Annotated in this window: 17 protein-coding genes; 3 read left to right on the top strand and 14 right to left on the bottom strand. The window is 56.4% G+C overall.

What is annotated here, in order from left to right:
• Window positions 1-45: 45 nt before the first annotated feature.
• A complete protein-coding gene (tpiA, locus tag RVY89_RS19735; RefSeq protein WP_014172206.1) occupies window positions 46-813 on the bottom strand; it encodes a triose-phosphate isomerase in 768 nt (255 codons plus the stop codon).
• Window positions 814-924: 111 nt separating this feature from the next.
• Window positions 925-1,521 carry a DUF1454 family protein gene (locus tag RVY89_RS19740; RefSeq protein ID WP_484826221.1) on the bottom strand — a complete coding sequence of 199 codons (597 nt, stop codon included), beginning with the start codon at window positions 1,519-1,521 and terminating at the stop codon, window positions 925-927.
• A 112-nt stretch (window positions 1,522-1,633) separates the two neighbouring features.
• Between RVY89_RS19740 and RVY89_RS19745 the strand changes: the two genes are divergently transcribed.
• Window positions 1,634-2,053, top strand: a complete 420-nt coding sequence (locus tag RVY89_RS19745) for a DUF805 domain-containing protein (protein ID WP_023293600.1) — start codon at window positions 1,634-1,636, stop codon at window positions 2,051-2,053.
• Here the strand turns inward: RVY89_RS19745 and fpr are convergent, their stop codons facing one another.
• The 4 genes from fpr to RVY89_RS19765 all read right to left on the bottom strand — a co-directional run bounded on the left by fpr (window position 2,054) and on the right by RVY89_RS19765 (window position 6,389).
• Window positions 2,054-2,800, bottom strand: a complete 747-nt coding sequence (gene fpr, locus RVY89_RS19750) for a ferredoxin--NADP(+) reductase (RefSeq protein ID WP_484826222.1) — start codon at window positions 2,798-2,800, stop codon at window positions 2,054-2,056.
• Between the two features lie 96 nt (window positions 2,801-2,896).
• Complete coding sequence (glpX, locus tag RVY89_RS19755; RefSeq protein ID WP_219940332.1) at window positions 2,897-3,907, bottom strand: class II fructose-bisphosphatase; 1,011 nt, start codon at window positions 3,905-3,907, stop codon at window positions 2,897-2,899.
• Window positions 3,908-4,013: 106 nt separating this feature from the next.
• Complete coding sequence (gene glpK, locus RVY89_RS19760) at window positions 4,014-5,522, bottom strand: glycerol kinase GlpK (protein ID WP_311391547.1); 1,509 nt, start codon at window positions 5,520-5,522, stop codon at window positions 4,014-4,016.
• A gap of 21 nt (window positions 5,523-5,543) precedes the next feature.
• The gene (locus tag RVY89_RS19765) at window positions 5,544-6,389 is read right to left on the bottom strand and encodes an MIP/aquaporin family protein (protein WP_014885705.1); all 846 of its coding nucleotides are present in this window, start codon (window positions 6,387-6,389) and stop codon (window positions 5,544-5,546) included.
• 410 nt (window positions 6,390-6,799) lie between these two features.
• On the opposite strand from RVY89_RS19765, the gene zapB reads away from it, so the two are divergent.
• Window positions 6,800-7,039, top strand: a complete 240-nt coding sequence (gene zapB, locus RVY89_RS19770) for a septal ring assembly protein ZapB (RefSeq protein ID WP_010436935.1) — start codon at window positions 6,800-6,802, stop codon at window positions 7,037-7,039.
• Window positions 7,040-7,606: 567 nt separating this feature from the next.
• On the opposite strand, the gene rraA is transcribed toward zapB, so the two are convergent.
• The 7 genes from rraA to priA form a co-directional block, all read right to left on the bottom strand.
• The gene (rraA, locus tag RVY89_RS19775) at window positions 7,607-8,092 is read right to left on the bottom strand and encodes a ribonuclease E activity regulator RraA (RefSeq protein ID WP_023309687.1); all 486 of its coding nucleotides are present in this window, start codon (window positions 8,090-8,092) and stop codon (window positions 7,607-7,609) included.
• A 92-nt stretch (window positions 8,093-8,184) separates the two neighbouring features.
• Window positions 8,185-9,105 (bottom strand): 1,4-dihydroxy-2-naphthoate polyprenyltransferase, encoded by a 921-nt coding sequence (gene menA / locus RVY89_RS19780; RefSeq protein WP_484826223.1) that lies wholly within the window; start codon window positions 9,103-9,105, stop codon window positions 8,185-8,187.
• A gap of 68 nt (window positions 9,106-9,173) precedes the next feature.
• A complete protein-coding gene (gene hslU, locus RVY89_RS19785) occupies window positions 9,174-10,508 on the bottom strand; it encodes an ATP-dependent protease ATPase subunit HslU (RefSeq protein ID WP_484826224.1) in 1,335 nt (444 codons plus the stop codon).
• Between the two features lie 9 nt (window positions 10,509-10,517).
• Window positions 10,518-11,048 carry an ATP-dependent protease subunit HslV gene (gene hslV, locus RVY89_RS19790; RefSeq protein ID WP_008501802.1) on the bottom strand — a complete coding sequence of 177 codons (531 nt, stop codon included), beginning with the start codon at window positions 11,046-11,048 and terminating at the stop codon, window positions 10,518-10,520.
• A 94-nt stretch (window positions 11,049-11,142) separates the two neighbouring features.
• The gene (gene ftsN, locus RVY89_RS19795) at window positions 11,143-12,138 is read right to left on the bottom strand and encodes a cell division protein FtsN (RefSeq protein WP_484826225.1); all 996 of its coding nucleotides are present in this window, start codon (window positions 12,136-12,138) and stop codon (window positions 11,143-11,145) included.
• A gap of 93 nt (window positions 12,139-12,231) precedes the next feature.
• Window positions 12,232-13,257, bottom strand: coding sequence for a DNA-binding transcriptional regulator CytR (cytR, locus tag RVY89_RS19800; protein ID WP_023309683.1), 1,026 nt, complete (start codon window positions 13,255-13,257; stop codon window positions 12,232-12,234).
• Window positions 13,258-13,376: 119 nt separating this feature from the next.
• Window positions 13,377-15,572 carry a primosomal protein N' gene (gene priA, locus RVY89_RS19805; RefSeq protein WP_484826226.1) on the bottom strand — a complete coding sequence of 732 codons (2,196 nt, stop codon included), beginning with the start codon at window positions 15,570-15,572 and terminating at the stop codon, window positions 13,377-13,379.
• A gap of 200 nt (window positions 15,573-15,772) precedes the next feature.
• Between priA and rpmE the strand changes: the two genes are divergently transcribed.
• Window positions 15,773-15,985, top strand: a complete 213-nt coding sequence (gene rpmE, locus RVY89_RS19810) for a 50S ribosomal protein L31 (protein ID WP_003862040.1) — start codon at window positions 15,773-15,775, stop codon at window positions 15,983-15,985.
• A 48-nt stretch (window positions 15,986-16,033) separates the two neighbouring features.
• Here rpmE and metJ read toward each other — a convergent pair whose 3' ends face one another.
• Window positions 16,034-16,351, bottom strand: coding sequence for a met regulon transcriptional regulator MetJ (metJ, locus tag RVY89_RS19815; RefSeq protein WP_015966498.1), 318 nt, complete (start codon window positions 16,349-16,351; stop codon window positions 16,034-16,036).
• Between the last annotated feature and the right edge of the window lie 114 nt (window positions 16,352-16,465).

Here is a 16,465-nt window from a genome sequence, read left to right on the forward strand (position 1 = left end):
GAACCGTAGGGCGGGTTAGCGAAGCGCCACCCGCCACAAAGGCAATTACGCCTGTTTAGCCGCTTCTGCCGCTTTAACGATCACCGCGAAAGCGTCCGCTTTCAGGGATGCACCGCCAACCAGCGCGCCATCGATGTCCGGCTGGGTGAACAGCTCAGCAGCGTTAGAAGCGTTTACAGAACCGCCGTACTGAATAATCACTTGCTCAGCGACTTTGGCATCAGCTTTCGCAATGTGGTCACGAATGAATTTGTGAACCGCCTGAGCCTGCGCAGGGGTTGCAGATTTGCCGGTACCGATCGCCCAGACTGGCTCGTATGCGATAACCGCGCCTTCGAACGCTGCCGCGCCCTGGGTTTTCAGCACTGCGTCGATCTGACGTGCGCATACTTCTTCGGTTTTGCCCGCTTCGTTTTCCGCTTCGGTTTCACCGATGCACAGAACCGGGATCAGACCCTGCTCTTTCAGCACGGCGAATTTCTTCGCGATGAACTCGTCGGATTCTTTGTGATAGGTGCGACGCTCGGAGTGGCCGATGATGATGTATTTCGCGCCGATATCTTTCAGCATTTCAGCGGAGGTTTCACCGGTGAACGCGCCAGACAGGTTAACGTCAACGTTCTGCGCGCCCAGAATGATGTGGCTGCCGTCAGCGGCATGTTTAGCCAGATCCAGGTACATATCCGGCGGAGCGATAGCAACCGCGCAGCCCGTCACGCCAGCCAGCTCTTTACGCAGGTTCGCAACCAGCTCGTTTACCATGTGGCGGCTGCCGTTCAGTTTCCAGTTACCCATCACTAAAGGATGTCGCATTTCAATTCTCCACGCTAAATAAGCGAATTAAGGAATATGGCCACCCTGTCGGGCAGCATGGTCTGTGAATCAGTATAGAGATTTTCCCTCGAAAGGCTTTGCTTTTTGTCATTAATTCGCCCCGCCGAGAGTGTCAGATAGTGCCAGCTTAATCGGTTCAACAGCGAAGGTCAGTCCTTTTTCGCCGTTGTCCGCCACAACATAGCGGATCGCGCCTTCGGTATCGGCGTAGTAACGCTTGTTTTTCCCGGCGGTAAGAAGTTTTTGCAGCTTTTGCTGGCTTTGCTTTTTCGTCAGCGCAGGGGTAAAGGCCTGCAATACCGCGCTCATGTACTCCAGCGCTTTCGCCTTAGCGGCTTTCTGCTCTGGCCCCTGTATCGGCAGCCAGGTGATTTGCATGCTTTTAATTTTTAACGTCCCGCGCTCAAGCGCCGTGGAGGCATACAAATTCTCGTTAATCTTGCTTGCCGCACGGGTCAGGGTAGGCGTGTCGCGAGGGCCATCAATGGCGCGAAACTCATCCAGCGGGAGCGTTGGATTGGACTGGTTGAAGGTTTCACGAAACTCGCTGATGGACTGATCGAACGACGGCGCGCCCGCCAGCAGATACGGCGCTGTGGTCGGGGCAGTGGTTTCGGCGGCGTGCAGGGGAAAACCCACGCTGAGCAGCGCTAAACACAGGAAGAGAGAACGTGCCGAACTTTTCATCAACATTGCCCCTGGCCGTAAGTGCTCATGATTAAAACGATATCTGGTCGGCTTGTCAAAAGGTCACAACTCCAGGGTAAAATGCGCGCTATACGATAATAAGGAACCTTACATGACCATACAGCAGTGGCTGTTTTCATTCAAAGGGCGTATTGGACGCCGTGATTTTTGGATCTGGATGGTGACGTGGGTTGTCGCCATGCTGCTTCTGTTTTTCGTCGCTTACAACGCATGGCTGAGCACGCAAACGGCGGCCTTCGCGCTGGTCTGCCTGCTATGGCCAACGGCGGCCGTGGTCGTAAAACGGCTGCACGATCGCGGACGTTCCGGCGCGTGGGCATTTCTGATTATTCTGGCGTGGATGCTGGTGGCGGGAAACTGGGCGATGCTTCCGTCCATCCTGCCGTGGGTAGTGGGCAGGCTGCTGCCGTCGGTCATCTTCGTAATGATGATTGTCGATCTGGGCGCGTTTATTGGCACCCAGAGCGAAAACAAATACGGTAAAGACACCGTTGAGGTGAAATACCGCTGATCACCAGTAGTGTTCGGCGGTCATATGGCCCGGTCGGCGGCGAAGATGTTTCGTCATCTGCCGGGTATCCTTCAGAAGCTGCTGCGTGTCTCGCACCATTTGCGGGTTGCCACACAGCATGACGTGGCTGGTTTCAGCGTTCAGCGGCAAACCGACCGCCTCTTCCAGGGCACCACTCTCAATAAGCGCCGGCACGCGACCGGTCAGCGTTCCTGCTACGGTTTCACGGCTGACAACCGTCTGAATCTTTAACTTTCCGCCGTACTGCTGTTCCAGCGCCTGCATCTGCGGCAGGTAGCTCAGATCTGCGGCGTAGCGCGCGGCGTGAACCAGCACGATGTTTTTAAAACGCTCGAGGTCTTTGCCGTACTGCAAAATAGAGAGATAAGGGCCGATGGCCGTACCGGTTGCCAGCATCCAGAGCGTCTCACAATCCGGGATTTCTTCGAGCACAAAGAAGCCTGCCGCTTCACTCACAATTTGCACGTCGTCGCCGGGCTTAAGGGCGGCAAGGCGCGGGCTGAGCTTACCGTCAGGAACGGTGACCAGATAGAACTCGAGATCCGGGTTATCAGGCGCGTTAACGTAAGAGTAGGCGCGCTGCACGCGCTCACCGTCGACGTCCAGCCCCAGCTTCGCAAATTGCCCGGCTTTAAACGGGTGAACGGGAGCATGGACGGTGAGACTAAATAGCGCATCGGTCCAGAACTCTATTTTCGTGACTTTACCTGTTACCCAGTCCGCCATGATCTTCTCCTGTGCTGTTTCTCTGTTCTATCTTCCGTACTTGTGGTGACAATTTCCAGCCCGTCAGGGCCGGAAAGCTCTATCGATCAAACGGTTTTACAGAATGTGCGTCTGTACGTCCGGGTCTTTTCGGTCGAGATAGTGGATAGACTGGATGCGGCGAATGGTGCGTGATTTACCGCGGATCAGCAGCGTTTCGGTGGTCGCCATATTGCCCTTGCGGGTGATGCCGTCCAGCAGATCGCCTTTGGTGATGCCGGTCGCCGAGAAGACGACGTTATCGCTACGCGCCATCTCGTCCAGCGCGAGCACTTTATTAGCCTCAATGCCCATCGCTTCGCAGCGCGCCAGCTCGTTTTCCCCGATGCGGCGGTTCTCTTCGCTGTCGCCTTTCACCTCGTGGCGGGGCAGCAGACGGGCCTGCATATCGCCGTCCAGCGCGCGGATCACCGCCGCAGAGACTACGCCTTCCGGTGCGCCGCCGATGCCGTACAGCACGTCCACTTCGCTGTCCGGCATGCAGGTCAGGATCGAGGCGGCAACGTCACCGTCCGGAATGGCAAACACCCGCACGCCGAGCTTTTGCATCTGCGCGATGGTGGCGTCGTGGCGCGGTTTTGCCAGAATCGTCACGGTGAGTTCGCTAAGGGGTTTGTCCAGGGCTTTGGCGATGTTGTGCAGGTTCTCTTCCAGCGGCAGGCTGAGGTCGATTGCGCCTTTCGCGCCAGGACCGACAATCAGCTTTTCCATGTACATATCCGGCGCGTTAAGGAAACAGCCCTTATCGCCCACGGCCAGCACCGCCAGGGCGTTGGCCTGACCCATTGCCGTCATGCGGGTGCCTTCGATCGGGTCAACCGCGATATCCACGGCATCGCCTTTACCGGTACCGACTTTTTCACCGATATAGAGCATCGGCGCTTCGTCGATCTCGCCTTCGCCGATCACGATGGTACCGTCGATGTTGACCTGGTTAAGCACAATGCGCATGGCATGGACGGCTGCGCCGTCTGCGGTATTTTTGTCGCCACGACCCAGCCATTTATAGCCTGCAAGGGCGGCTGCTTCAGTGACGCGGGAAAACTCGATAGCAAGTTCACGTTTCATGAGGTACTCGTGCAATCAAAAGGAATTGCACGAAGTTTACCACAGAGTGGGGAGGGGACTAAAAACACCCTCTCCCCTTTGGGGAGAGGGCCGGGGTGAGGGGGGCTTACTCTTCGTGCTCTTCCCACGCCAGGGCGCGTTTCACCGCTTTCTTCCAGCCGCTGTAGCGGAAGTTACGCTCGGTGGTTTCGATACCAGGGCGGAATTCGCGTTCGATAACCGCTTTCTCCTGCAGCTCGTCCAGGTTCTGCCAGAAGCCCACCGCCAGACCGGCAAGGTACGCCGCGCCCAGCGCCGTCACTTCACGCACTTCAGGGCGCTCAACGCGGGTGCCCAGAATGTCGGACTGGAACTGCATCAGGAAGTTATTCGCTACCGCACCGCCGTCCACGCGCAGGGCGTGCAGACGAATGCCGGAGTCCGCCTGCATCGCTTCCAGCACGTCGCGCGTCTGGTAGGCGATGGATTCCAGGGTGGCGCGAATAATGTGGTTAGAGTTCACACCGCGCGTCAGACCGAAAATCGCGCCGCGTGCATACGGATCCCAGTACGGCGCGCCCAGACCGGTGAACGCTGGCACCACGTACACGCCGTTGGTGTCTTTCACTTTGGTCGCGAAGTATTCGGAGTCGAACGCATCGCTGATCAGCTTCATCTCGTCACGCAGCCACTGGATAGACGCACCGGCCATGAACACCGCACCTTCCAGGGCATAGTTCACTTCGCCGCGCGGGCCGCAGGCGATGGTGGTTAGCAGACCGTTTTCTGATTTCACCGCTTTCTCGCCGGTGTTCATCAGCATAAAGCAGCCGGTGCCGTAGGTGTTCTTCGCCATCCCTTCTTTGACGCACAGCTGGCCGAACAGCGCCGCCTGCTGGTCACCGGCGATACCGGCGATAGGAATACGGGTGCCGCCTTTACCGCCGATGTTGGTCTGGCCGTACACTTCTGAAGACTTACGCACTTCAGGCAGCATCGCGCGCGGAATGTCCAGCGCGTCCAGCATCTTGTCATCCCACTCCAGGGTGTTGATGTTGAACAGCATGGTACGCGAGGCGTTGGTATAGTCGGTGACGTGAACGCGTCCCTGGGTCATCTTCCAGATAAGCCAGGTGTCAACGGTGCCGAACAGCAGCTCGCCGCGCTTAGCACGCTCGCGTGAACCTTCCACGTGGTCGAGTATCCACTTCACTTTGGTGCCGGAGAAATACGGGTCAATCACCAGGCCTGTTGCGCTACGGATGTAATCTTCCATGCCCTCGCGCTTCAGTTTTTCGCAAATTTCTGAGGTGCGGCGGCACTGCCAGACGATGGCGTTATAAATAGGCTTACCGGTTTCGCGTTCCCAGACCACGGTAGTTTCACGCTGGTTGGTGATACCAATCGCGGCAATCTCGTCGGAACTGATATCGGCTTTCGCCAGCACTTCGACCAGCGTGGAGCTTTGTGACGCCCAAATCTCCATCGGATCGTGCTCTACCCAGCCTGGACGAGGGTAAATTTGCTCAAATTCGCGCTGTGACACGCTGACGATGTTCGCGTCATGATCCATTACGACAGCGCGGGAGCTGGTAGTGCCCTGGTCGAGCGCAACGATATATTTTTTTTCGGTCATGGTATGTGTCCCGTAGTCAGATTACAGCGAAGCTTTTTGTTGTGCGGTAGAAGTCGTTTCCTTCTCCTCTTCCACACAGGTGTCGCACGGTAAGTGGCGACCAATTAATTTGCGATAGCTAAACGCACCCAGCGCAGCCCCGACAACCGGCGCAAACAGCGGTACCAGGAAGTAAGGAATGTCTTTGCCACCGGTGAAGGCAACGTCGCCCCAGCCTGCGATAAAGGCGAACGCTTTAGGTCCGATATCACGTGCCGGGTTCATCGCGAAGCCGGTCAGCGGGCCCATGGAAGCGCCAATCACCGCAATCAGCAGGCCAATCAGCAGAGGGGCCAGCGGGCCGCGCGGAATGCCGTTTCCGTCGTCGGTCAGCGCCAGGATAACGCCCATCAGAATAGCGGTAATCACCATTTCAACTGCGAACGCCTGCACAAAATTGATATGCGGGTTAGGGTAGGTTGAGAAGATGCCTGCCAGATCCAGACTTTCGACGCTGCCGCGTACCATATGATGCGTCTGTTCGAAGTCGATGAAAAGATTGTAATAAAGCCCGTAAACTAACGCCGCTGCGCAAAACGCGCCGGCAAACTGAGAAAGGATGAAAGGAACAACTTTGCGTCCGTCGAAGCACGCGAACAGCCACAGTGCGATTGTCACCGCCGGGTTAAGATGTGCACCAGACACTCCTGCGGTCAGGTAGATGGCCATCGCCACGCCCAGACCCCAGATGATACTGATTTCCCACTGCCCAAAACTGGCACCCGCCACTTTCAGTGCAGCGACACAGCCCACTCCGAAGAATATCAACAACCCGGTACCAAGGAACTCGGCAATGCACTGGCCTTTTAAGGTTGATGTCTGACTCATAATCGGAATCCTGAAGAAATTAATGTTTATTGTTAGCATGGCCGCCCGTGACAGCCACGATGCCCTGTAGACATAGTGTTAATTTATCGTTAACGAGCAAAAACGAGAAATATCGAAATCAAAATGTGTGGTCTGCGTCAATAAAATGAGCGTTTTCGCGCCATAAAGCACATTTTTGCAACAGTACAGGATGGGTACAAGAATGTGAGCTGAATCATTTCATTAACCAATCATTTAACAATTTAGGGGTATATGACGCGAACGCACCAGGACCAGACCTAAAAGTGTTGCAAACCGCGATCTGCGCGGTGTGTCGCTGGACACAGAGCGCCGCGCTCCATACAATCGACGGTATATGTCGTGCGCGTTTATGTTAAAGCGTCGCCTTGCAATTCAGGAGAGGTAGCATCATGTCTTTAGAAGTGTTTGAGAAACTGGAATCGAAAGTACAGCAGGCGATTGACACCATCACTCTGCTGCAGATGGAAATTGAAGAGCTGAAAGAGAAGAACAACAGCCTGGCGCAGGAAGTACAGAACGCGCAGCACGGTCGCGAAGAACTGGAGCGCGAAAACAACCAGCTGCGCGAGCAGCAGAACGGTTGGCAGGATCGCCTGCAGGCGCTGCTGGGACGTATGGAAGAAGTCTGATTCCCATTGGGATAGACTGAACAGGCCGGGTAAGGCGATGCCGCTACCCGGCTTTTTTTATGCCAGTTGTAAAAAAGGCCGCCAGAGGCGGCCTTAACGCTACTTGTCCTGCGCTGTCATAGCAAAAGCAACGAACACATTCGGCTCATCACTCTTTACAACAAGTACGCTGGCGACAATGAACGCGATACATAAATAGCGTTTCATTATGCGGTCCATGCGGCTAACCGCTCCACCGTTCACCACCGGTGATAAGTCGGTGGACACAAGCCTGGTTAAAGGCTGCTTTACGGTTGTGGGTACACCTTTCCCTGGACCGATGCCCATTTGCGAGATGGCGGAAAGGGACGCAGCATCATAGTTAACATCAGCCTCGCCGTTAAGATGTGCAAATTAAATTAGGATTTTATAAAGGGTTTAAGGGATTGCCTGCCATTTATTGAGGGGTATGATAAAAGTCCCTGGTGTGGAGCTGTAAATCCTCCCAACGGACCGCGAATCCCGAGGGACAAAAAAACCGCCACATTGCTGTTGGCGGTTTTTTTATGGTCCACGCTTACGGTTTTATTACTCAATATCCAGCGGATCTTCGGAAAGGATAATGCCGGTATTATCGGCGTAGAGATGGTCCCCGGAGAAGAAGGTCACGCCGCCGAAATTGACGCGCACGTCGCTTTCGCCGATGCCGTCACCCGCCGCCCCTACCGGTATGGCCGCGATGGCCTGAATCCCGATATCCAGGTCTTCCAGATCGTCCACCTGGCGCACGGAACCGTACACCACAAGGCCTTCCCACTCGTTCTGCACGGCAATGCCGGCCAGCTCAGCATCAATCAATGCGCGACGCACGGAACCGCCGCCATCGACCACAAGAACGCGGCCACGGCCGTTCTGTTCGAGCAGATCGTACAGCAACCCGTTGTCCTCGAAACATTTCACCGTGACGATCTGTCCGCCAAACGACGACCGCCCACCAAAGTTGGAGAACAGCGGTTCAACGACGTTGACATCTTCCTGGTAGATGTCACAAAGCTCGGAGGTATCGTATTTCATAGGTTTAACGCTCAGTTGCTGCGAATGTGTTCAGTATATCGTGCGAAATGCGTTGTTGGCAAAATCATCAATTGTTAATTGATATTTGTCAGCTAACTCAGCGTCTGGCTTAAGACAATCCCGATGACGAACAACAGGTTAGTCAGCAGCGCGCCTTTTACCGTGCGCTCCAGCATTGGCGGCATGGCGGCCGGGCTGAGTTCACGCATCACAAAGCGGGCCTGCTTAATCAGCAGCGGCGCGGCAAGCACAAACAGCCAGCCCCACACGCTCTGCAAGGAAATCAGGTTAAACAGCGCCAGACAAACCAGCGCGCCAATGAGCAGGCAGGCATGATAGCGGCGAGCATTGACCGGCCCCAGACGAACCGCCAGGGTATTTTTGCCGTTCTCGCGATCGCTGTCGATGTCGCGCAGGTTGTTGATGTTAAGCACCGCCGTCGCCAGCAGACCGCAGGCGGTCGCGGGCAGGAACAGGGCAGGGATCACCGTATGCGCCTGCAGGTACCAGCTTCCCATCACGCTCAGCCAGCCGAAGAACACCAGTACGGAGATATCCCCGAGCCCAATGTAGCCGTAAGGACGCGTGCCGACGGTGTAGGTGATGGCCGCGATAATGGCCAGTAAACCCAGCACCAGGAAGCCAATGAAATCGCTGGTAGTCTTAGACGCCACCGTCACCAGCGCGAGGCCGGATACGCAGATCAGCACCACGGTGATAATCAGCGCGCGTTTCATCTGCGCCTGGGTAATCACCCCTTTCTGCATTCCGCGCAGTGGCCCTATGCGGTCCGGCTTGTCGCTGCCTTTTACCGCGTCGCCGTAGTCGTTGGCGAGGTTGGAGAGGATTTGCAGCAGGCCGGCGGTAATCAATGCCAGCGCGGCGACCAGCGGATCGAAATAACCCTGCCACCAGGCAAGCGCCGTGCCGACGATAATCGCGGCAAAGGCCAGAGGGAGTGTTTTAGGGCGCAGACTTTCGAGCCACGCCTGAGTACGGCTGATGTCAGTCATAAGTATTTAGCCAATAAAAATGGGGGCATTAGCCCCCATTAAACGTGATGAGAATCCAGTAACCGCGATTATAGGATAAAACGGCTCAGATCTTCATCTGCCACTAACGCATCCAGATGTTTACTCACATATTCTGCGTCAATGGTAACGGTTTGACCGTTCAGATCGCTCGCGTCGTAAGAGATATCTTCCACCAGGCGTTCCAGCACGGTATGCAGACGACGCGCACCGATGTTTTCGGTGGTTTTGTTCACCTGCCATGCAGCCTGGGCAATACGTTTGATACCGTCTTCGGTGAACTCGAGGTTCACGCCTTCGGTCGCCATCAGCGCTTTGTACTGTACGGTAGCAGAGGCGTTTGGCTCAGTCAGGATACGTTCGAAATCTTCGGTGGTCAGCGCCTGCAGCTCAACGCGGATAGGCAGACGCCCCTGCAGTTCGGGGATCAGATCCGACGGGCTGGCTACCTGGAAAGCACCAGAAGCGATAAACAGGATGTGGTCCGTTTTCACCATGCCGTGCTTGGTGGAGACGGTGCAGCCTTCAACCAGCGGCAGCAGGTCGCGCTGAACGCCTTCGCGGGACACGTCCGGGCCGGAGCTGTTGCCGCCGCGCTTACAAATTTTGTCGATTTCGTCGATAAACACGATGCCGTGCTGCTCAACCGCGTCGATAGCGTCCTGCTTCAGCTCTTCCGGGTTCACCAGCTTCGCCGCTTCTTCTTCAATCAGCAGCTTCATCGCGTCTTTGATTTTCAGCTTACGCGCTTTCTGCTTCTGGCCGCCCAGGTTCTGGAACATGGACTGCAGCTGGCTGGTCATCTCTTCCATGCCCGGAGGCGCCATGATTTCCACACCCATTGGCGCGGCAGCGAGATCGATCTCAATCTCTTTGTCGTCCAGCTGGCCTTCACGCAGTTTTTTGCGGAACGCCTGACGTGCAGCAGACGGTTCTGCCTGCTGTTCAGCCTGACCCCAGTTGTTTTTGGCCGGTGGGATCAGCACGTCGAGAATGCGCTCTTCGGCCATCTCTTCCGCGCGATAGCGGTTTTTCTCGATCGCCTGGACGCGCACCATTTTGATCGCCGAGTCGGTCAGATCGCGGATGATGGAGTCCACTTCTTTACCCACGTAGCCCACTTCGGTGAACTTGGTGGCTTCAACTTTGATGAACGGCGCGTTGGCCAGCTTCGCCAGACGACGGGCGATTTCGGTTTTACCGACGCCGGTCGGGCCGATCATCAGAATGTTTTTCGGCGTGACTTCGTGGCGCAGCTCTTCGTCAAGCTGCATACGACGCCAGCGGTTACGCAGGGCGATAGCCACGGAGCGCTTGGCGTTATCCTGGCCGATAATGTGTTTGTTCAGTTCGCTGACAATTTCGCGTGGGGTCATTTCAGACATGGGAGATCCTTACGCTTTGGAGGTCAATTCTTCGATGGTGTGGTTGTGGTTGGTATAGATGCAGATATCACCTGCAATATCCAACGCCTTCACCGCGATATCACGCGCGTTCATGTCGGTATTTTCCAACAGCGCGCGGGCAGCAGCCTGGGCATAAGGGCCGCCAGAGCCGATAGCAATCAGGTCATTTTCCGGCTGAATCACGTCACCGTTACCGGTGATGATAAGCGAAGCGGTTTCATCGGCTACCGCCAGCAGCGCTTCGAGCTTGCGCAGCATGCGGTCGGTACGCCAGTCTTTTGCCAGCTCAACGGCAGCTTTCACCAGATGACCCTGGTGCATTTCCAGTTTGCGTTCAAACAGTTCAAACAGCGTGAAGGCATCCGCCGTGCCGCCTGCAAAACCGGCGATCACTTTGTCGTTGTAGAGACGGCGCACTTTCTTCACGTTGCCTTTCATGACGGTATTACCCAGCGTGGCCTGGCCATCACCGGCGATTACCACATGGCCGTTACGGCGTACACTTACTATTGTTGTCACGAGCAGACCCCCTGGTTACAGAATCGGGAAACAGAAGCCCTGAGCCTGTGCTCAGGGCTGAATTAAATGATAGATGGGGGGGATTTTGGGGGTTTCAACCCCCGGAGGCGAGTCGAATGCAGTTTGTGTGGCCGGCGATTTTCAAACGCGAAATGGTGCCATCGGCATTTTCTTTGCCTTTGACCGGACCAATCACGACGCGATTCCAGCCGTTGTTGGTGGTAATACGCGAATCAAACCCTTCAAAGGCCAGCTGAGCACGTACCGTTTCCGCCTGCTCGGCACCTTTGAACGAACCGCACTGTACCATCCAGCGGCGCTCGTCTTTTTTCTCCGCCGTCTGCTTCGGCGCTTCGGTCTCTTTGGTGACCGGTGCGGCCTGCTGCGTTTTCGGCTGCTGCGCGGTGGTATGCGCTGGCGTCTGGAGCAGATCCTGATACGGCTGAGCCGCCTGTTTCTGCGGCTGCGTTTTCGGCTGCTGCTGGACAGGCTGAGACTGCACCGTACGCGTCTGCTGTTGGTATGGCTGTTCCGTTACCCGCGGCTGTGCTTTCGGCTGCTGCACCGGCTGGGTTTGCGCCCATTGCTGCTGTTGTTGCTGCTGGATCTGCTGTTGCGCCTGACGTCGCTGCAGCGTTTGCTGGCGCTGCGCCGGCGTCTGTTCGTTCCACGGCACTTCGTTCAGCTGCGTAGGCTGCTGGCGCATATCGGCCTGCATTTGGGCCAGCAGCTGACGCTGTTCATCCGTCAGCTGATTCGCATTCTGTACTTCACCACCCGCAGAAGGTTCGGTTGGCGCACGCACCCCAGGCTGACGGCTTTCCAGCTCTTTGATATAGCGCCAGCGCTCTTCAGGCTTCGGAGGAAGACCATTTCCGGCAACTTTACTGGCCTGAAGCGCCTCAGACTCTTCTTTTTTATGGTGCGTGATAAAGTACAGGCCACCAATAAAGGCGACGACTACAGCCGCAGCAATAGCGACCATTGCTGGCGAGACAGCAGGCAGGTTACGTTGCTTTTTCCTTGAGCTACTCTTTTTGCGTCGCGAAGGTGCCGGCTGGCCGCGACGTACATAATCTCGTTGTGCCACTATCGTTTCGCTGTATTTATTCGTTCGTCAGTCCGCCATGTTACTTAAGCGGCGGGGCTTTGACCAGATAAGGGTATCCGAAAGACGTTTACTTTAAGTCAATGCCTGGGTAGTGCCGCGGACGATCAGTTCGCAGTCCAGCAACCTTGAGCCGCTGCTAACTGTTTGACCGTGAAGCTGATCCAGCAGAAGCAGCATCGCTTCGCGGCCGATTTGGTAGCGCGGCTGAGCGACCGTTGAGAGCGGCGGATCGCAAAATTCCGAAAGCGAAATATTGTCGAAACCGATGATCGATAAATCTTTCGGTATGCGAAGACCGCGGCGTTTGGCATACGATAATGCGCCCAGCGCCATCACGTCGCTGTGACAAAATACGGCGGTTGGTGGCTCAGGCAGGTCCAGAAGTTTCTCCAGCGCCTGTCCGCCCGCCGCGAAGGTAAAATCACCGCGCGCAATGTAGTGTGGATCGACGGTGACGCCGGTACGGCGCAGCGCCTGAACGTAGCCCTGCAAACGGTAGTGACACAGCGGCATCTCTTCCGGCCCGGCAATACAGCCGATGCGCTTGTGCCCCAGCTCCTGGAGATAGTTTACGGCGTTGAACGCGGCGGTGAGGTTATCAATGTGGACAGTCGGCAGCTCCAGCTCAGGCGCAAACTCGTTGGCCATGACCATCGGCGGTAAATTACGCTGCTCTTCAATGCTGGCATCAAACGGCAGGCGAGAGCCAAGCAGCAGCATGCCGTCGATCTGCTTGGTGATAATCAGATCGATGAAGGTTTTTTCCTGCTGGTTCTGGTGAGCGCAGTCGCCAATTAGCACCAGGTAACCCTGTTCCGCTGCGGTGACTTCAATACCGCGGATAATCTCGCTGAAGAAAGGATCACAGATATCCGGCACAATCACCAGGATGGTGCGCGACTCGTTGCGTTTGACGTTACGCCCCATCGCCTGTGGGAAATAGCCCACTTCAAGCGCAGCCTGCTCCACCCGGTTACGGGTCGCCTGGGAGACTTTATCCGGGTTCATCAATGCGCGGGATACCGTTGCCGTAGAGACTTGTGCTTTCTGGGCAACGTCTTTCATGGTCGCCGGTGCGACCTCTTTCCTGGACTTCAACGTCTTCTCCTCGCCTGAACACCGAACTTCTGACATCACCATTTTTACAGATAGTTAATGGAATCGGTTACAGAATTTTCATAAAAAGTGTGAGGAGCGTTAAATTTTTCGATCCGTCTTCAGCCTTCGATGGGATCGACGTCCAGTACCCACTTCACTTTTCGCGCTTCTGGCAGCGTGTTGATGAGCGCCAGCGTGCCGCTGACGATATGCTGCAGGCGAACACGTGAGGGGTGCTGGAGCAAAATCTGCCAGCGGAAACGTCCGCCGCGCTTTGGCGCGAGAGCCGGCACCGGGCCCAGAATCCACAGCTGATTATCCACCAGCGGGCTGGCCTGCAGGAGATTTCTCAGCTGCTGCAGGAAAAGAGGCGCCTGCTGGTTGTTGTGATCCTCCGCGCGGATGATGACGTGGCTGGTCCACGGCGGCAGCTGCATCGTCTGTCGTTCGGCCAGCGCCTGCTCGGCAAAGGCGTCATAGCCTTTATGCAGCAGGGTTTGCAGCAGCGGGTGCTCCGGGTGGTGCGTTTGCAGCACCACTTCGCCCTGTTTACCCGCGCGCCCGGCGCGTCCTGCCACCTGGGTATAAAGCTGAGCGAAGCGTTCGGCTGAGCGAAAATCTGCCGAGAACAGCGCGCCGTCTACGTCCAGCAGGGCGACCAGCGTCACGTCCGGGAAGTGGTGGCCTTTGGCCAGCATCTGGGTGCCAATCAGAATGCGCGCGCCACCGCGATGCACTTCCGCAAGCTGCTGCTCAAGCGCGCCTTTGCGGCTGGTGGTGTCCCGGTCAATACGCGAAATAGGCACGTCCGGGAAGAAGGGCCCAAGCGCCTGTTCCAGCTGTTCCGTTCCCAGACCCACCGGCACGATATGCGTTGAACCACATGACGGGCACTGGCGCGGCACCGGACGCTGGCTGTCGCAGTGGTGGCAGCGTAAATGCCGCTGGGCCTGGTGGAAGGTATAGTAGTGATCGCAGCGCGGGCACTCGGCAATCCAGCCGCAGTCGTGGCACAGCAGGGCGGGGGCAAATCCACGACGGTTTAGGAAGAGAATGACCTGATTCCCCGCCTGCAGATGCTGGCGCATGCGGGTGATAAGCGCGGGCGCCAGCCCCGCCTGGACCTGCTGACCTTTCAGATCCAGCACGTGCTGAATGGCCGGACGGGCATTCCCCGCCCGACGCGTCAGGCGCAGCATATGGTATTTACGCTGGCACACGTTGTGCAGGGTTTCGAGCGCAGGCGTGGCGGAGCCGAGAATAATTGGGATTTGCTCACTGTGGGCGCGATAAACAGCCAGATCGCGGGCGTGATAGCGCCAGCCTTCCTGCTGTTTATAGGAGCTGTCGTGCTCTTCGTCGATCACGATAACGCCAAGATTTTTAAATGGCGTAAACAGCGACGAGCGGGTGCCGATCACAATCGCCGCTTCGCCGTTTTTCGCTTTCAGCCAGGCGCTGAGGCGTTCGCTGTCGTTCAGGCCGGAGTGCAGCACCTCAACCGGCGCGTTAAAGCGCTCGCGAAATCGGGCGATGGTTTGCGGCGTCAGGCCAATTTCCGGCACCATCACCAGCGCCTGTTTGCCCTGCGCGAGCACGTTTTCCAGCACGCTCAGGTAGACCTCAGTTTTGCCGGAACCCGTCACCCCTGCCAGCAGCCAGGCAGAGAAATGATCGGAGGCGCTATGAATCGCGCCCACGGCGGTGGCCTGCTCGGTATTCAAACGCAGGCGATCCCCGGAAACGGAGAAACTCTCCCGCCAGTCGTAAAGAGCGGGTGCTTCGCTGGCCAGTTCGCTCAGCCCTTTCTTTCTTAAGGCCTGTAGCGCCGTTTCGCTGACCTCAAGCTCGTCGACCTGATGCCGCCAGATTTTCCCCTGGCGCAGCGCCGCCAGCGCCTGCTGCTGTTTCTGCGAGCGCTTCAGGCTGTTGATGTCGACGGCCTGGCCTTCCTCCGTAGCAAACCAGTACCACATCGGCGCGTGGCTGGCGCTCTTGCCCTGGCGCAGCATAATTGGCAGAGCGTGGAACAGGACGTCGCCAATCGGGTGATGATAGTAATCTGCTGCCCACAGCAGCAGTCGCCAGGTGCTGGTGGAGTACACTGGCTCGCTGTCCAGTACCTCAACGACTGATTTCAGTTCATTAAGCGGCAGCTCGCTTTTATCGCTGACGGAGACAACAATCCCCACGCGCTGCTGTTTACCAAACGGCACGGTCACGCGGCAGCCCGCTTTGGCGCTCATGCTGTCGGGCAGCAGGTAGTCAAAGGTTCGGGGAAGCGGAACGGGCAGGGCAACGTGAGCGACGGGCATCGAATCTTCCTGACTTGAAAAGTGGCGCGTTAGTATACACATTAGTAAAAGCGGCGTGCGGATCAGTTTGCATACGTTGGTCAAATTCTGTATGATTCGCCGCCTTTGGTGTACTTTACGCCAAAGAACTTACAATCAACATCGCGTGGTGTCTGGCGTTAGGGCTGGAAGAGCGACGCGGCCTTAACTGAGGTTCTCCCATGAAAAAAGATATTCACCCGAAATACGAAATGATTACTGCAAACTGTTCTTGCGGTAACTCTATCCAGATCCGCTCTACCGTGGGTCACGATCTGAACCTGGACGTGTGCGGCAAATGCCACCCGTTCTACACTGGTAAGCAGCGTGATGTTGCAACCGGTGGCCGTGTTGACCGCTTCAACAAGCGTTTCAGCATCCCGGGCGCTAAATAAGTTTCCCGAAAAAAAGGCACCGCAAGGTGCCTTTTTTGTATCCGCTTCTCAGTATTCCCACGTCTCCGGGTCAATACCCAGTTCACGCATGATCACCTTCGCCTCTTCCGGGATTTCATCACTGCGCTCTTTGCGCAGATCTTCATCGTTCGGCAACGGTTGACCGGTAAACGCATGCAGAAACGCTTCGCACAGCAGCTCGCTGTTGGTCGCGTGGCGCAGGTTGTTCACCTGACGACGCGTGCGTTCATCGGTGAGGATCTTCAACACCTTCAGAGGAATGGAAACCGTAATTTTCTTTACTTGCTCACTCTTCTTACCGTGCTCAGCGTATGGGCTGATATATTCGCCGCTCCATTCAGCCATGAGATACCTTTAATCCTCTCAGTCATTTATTTAAAGGTGCAAAACCTGTAACCACCCGTTTTGAACCGCAATCTTGTCTAGTTTACCGTAGAGACGATACCGTGGCACGGATAT

The organism is Enterobacter sp. 3U4 (genome assembly GCF_057224565.1).

Excerpts from the sequence above, each read along its gene's own strand:
- RVY89_RS19765 (WP_014885705.1), bottom strand. The coding sequence starts at position 6,389 with ATGAGTCAGACATCAACCTTAAAAGGCCAGTGCATTGCCGAGTTCCTT.
- RVY89_RS19740 (WP_484826221.1), bottom strand. The coding sequence starts at position 1,521 with ATGAAAAGTTCGGCACGTTCTCTCTTCCTGTGTTTAGCGCTGCTCAGC.
- rpmE (WP_003862040.1), top strand. The coding sequence starts at position 15,773 with ATGAAAAAAGATATTCACCCGAAATACGAAATGATTACTGCAAACTGT.
- tpiA (WP_014172206.1), bottom strand. The coding sequence starts at position 813 with ATGCGACATCCTTTAGTGATGGGTAACTGGAAACTGAACGGCAGCCGC.
- metJ (WP_015966498.1), bottom strand. The coding sequence starts at position 16,351 with ATGGCTGAATGGAGCGGCGAATATATCAGCCCATACGCTGAGCACGGT.
- fpr (WP_484826222.1), bottom strand. The coding sequence starts at position 2,800 with ATGGCGGACTGGGTAACAGGTAAAGTCACGAAAATAGAGTTCTGGACC.
- glpK (WP_311391547.1), bottom strand. The coding sequence starts at position 5,522 with ATGACCGAAAAAAAATATATCGTTGCGCTCGACCAGGGCACTACCAGC.
- zapB (WP_010436935.1), top strand. The coding sequence starts at position 6,800 with ATGTCTTTAGAAGTGTTTGAGAAACTGGAATCGAAAGTACAGCAGGCG.
- glpX (WP_219940332.1), bottom strand. The coding sequence starts at position 3,907 with ATGAAACGTGAACTTGCTATCGAGTTTTCCCGCGTCACTGAAGCAGCC.
- rraA (WP_023309687.1), bottom strand. The coding sequence starts at position 8,092 with ATGAAATACGATACCTCCGAGCTTTGTGACATCTACCAGGAAGATGTC.
- hslU (WP_484826224.1), bottom strand. The coding sequence starts at position 10,508 with ATGTCTGAAATGACCCCACGCGAAATTGTCAGCGAACTGAACAAACAC.
- menA (WP_484826223.1), bottom strand. The coding sequence starts at position 9,105 with ATGACTGACATCAGCCGTACTCAGGCGTGGCTCGAAAGTCTGCGCCCT.
- RVY89_RS19745 (WP_023293600.1), top strand. The coding sequence starts at position 1,634 with ATGACCATACAGCAGTGGCTGTTTTCATTCAAAGGGCGTATTGGACGC.
- priA (WP_484826226.1), bottom strand. The coding sequence starts at position 15,572 with ATGCCCGTCGCTCACGTTGCCCTGCCCGTTCCGCTTCCCCGAACCTTT.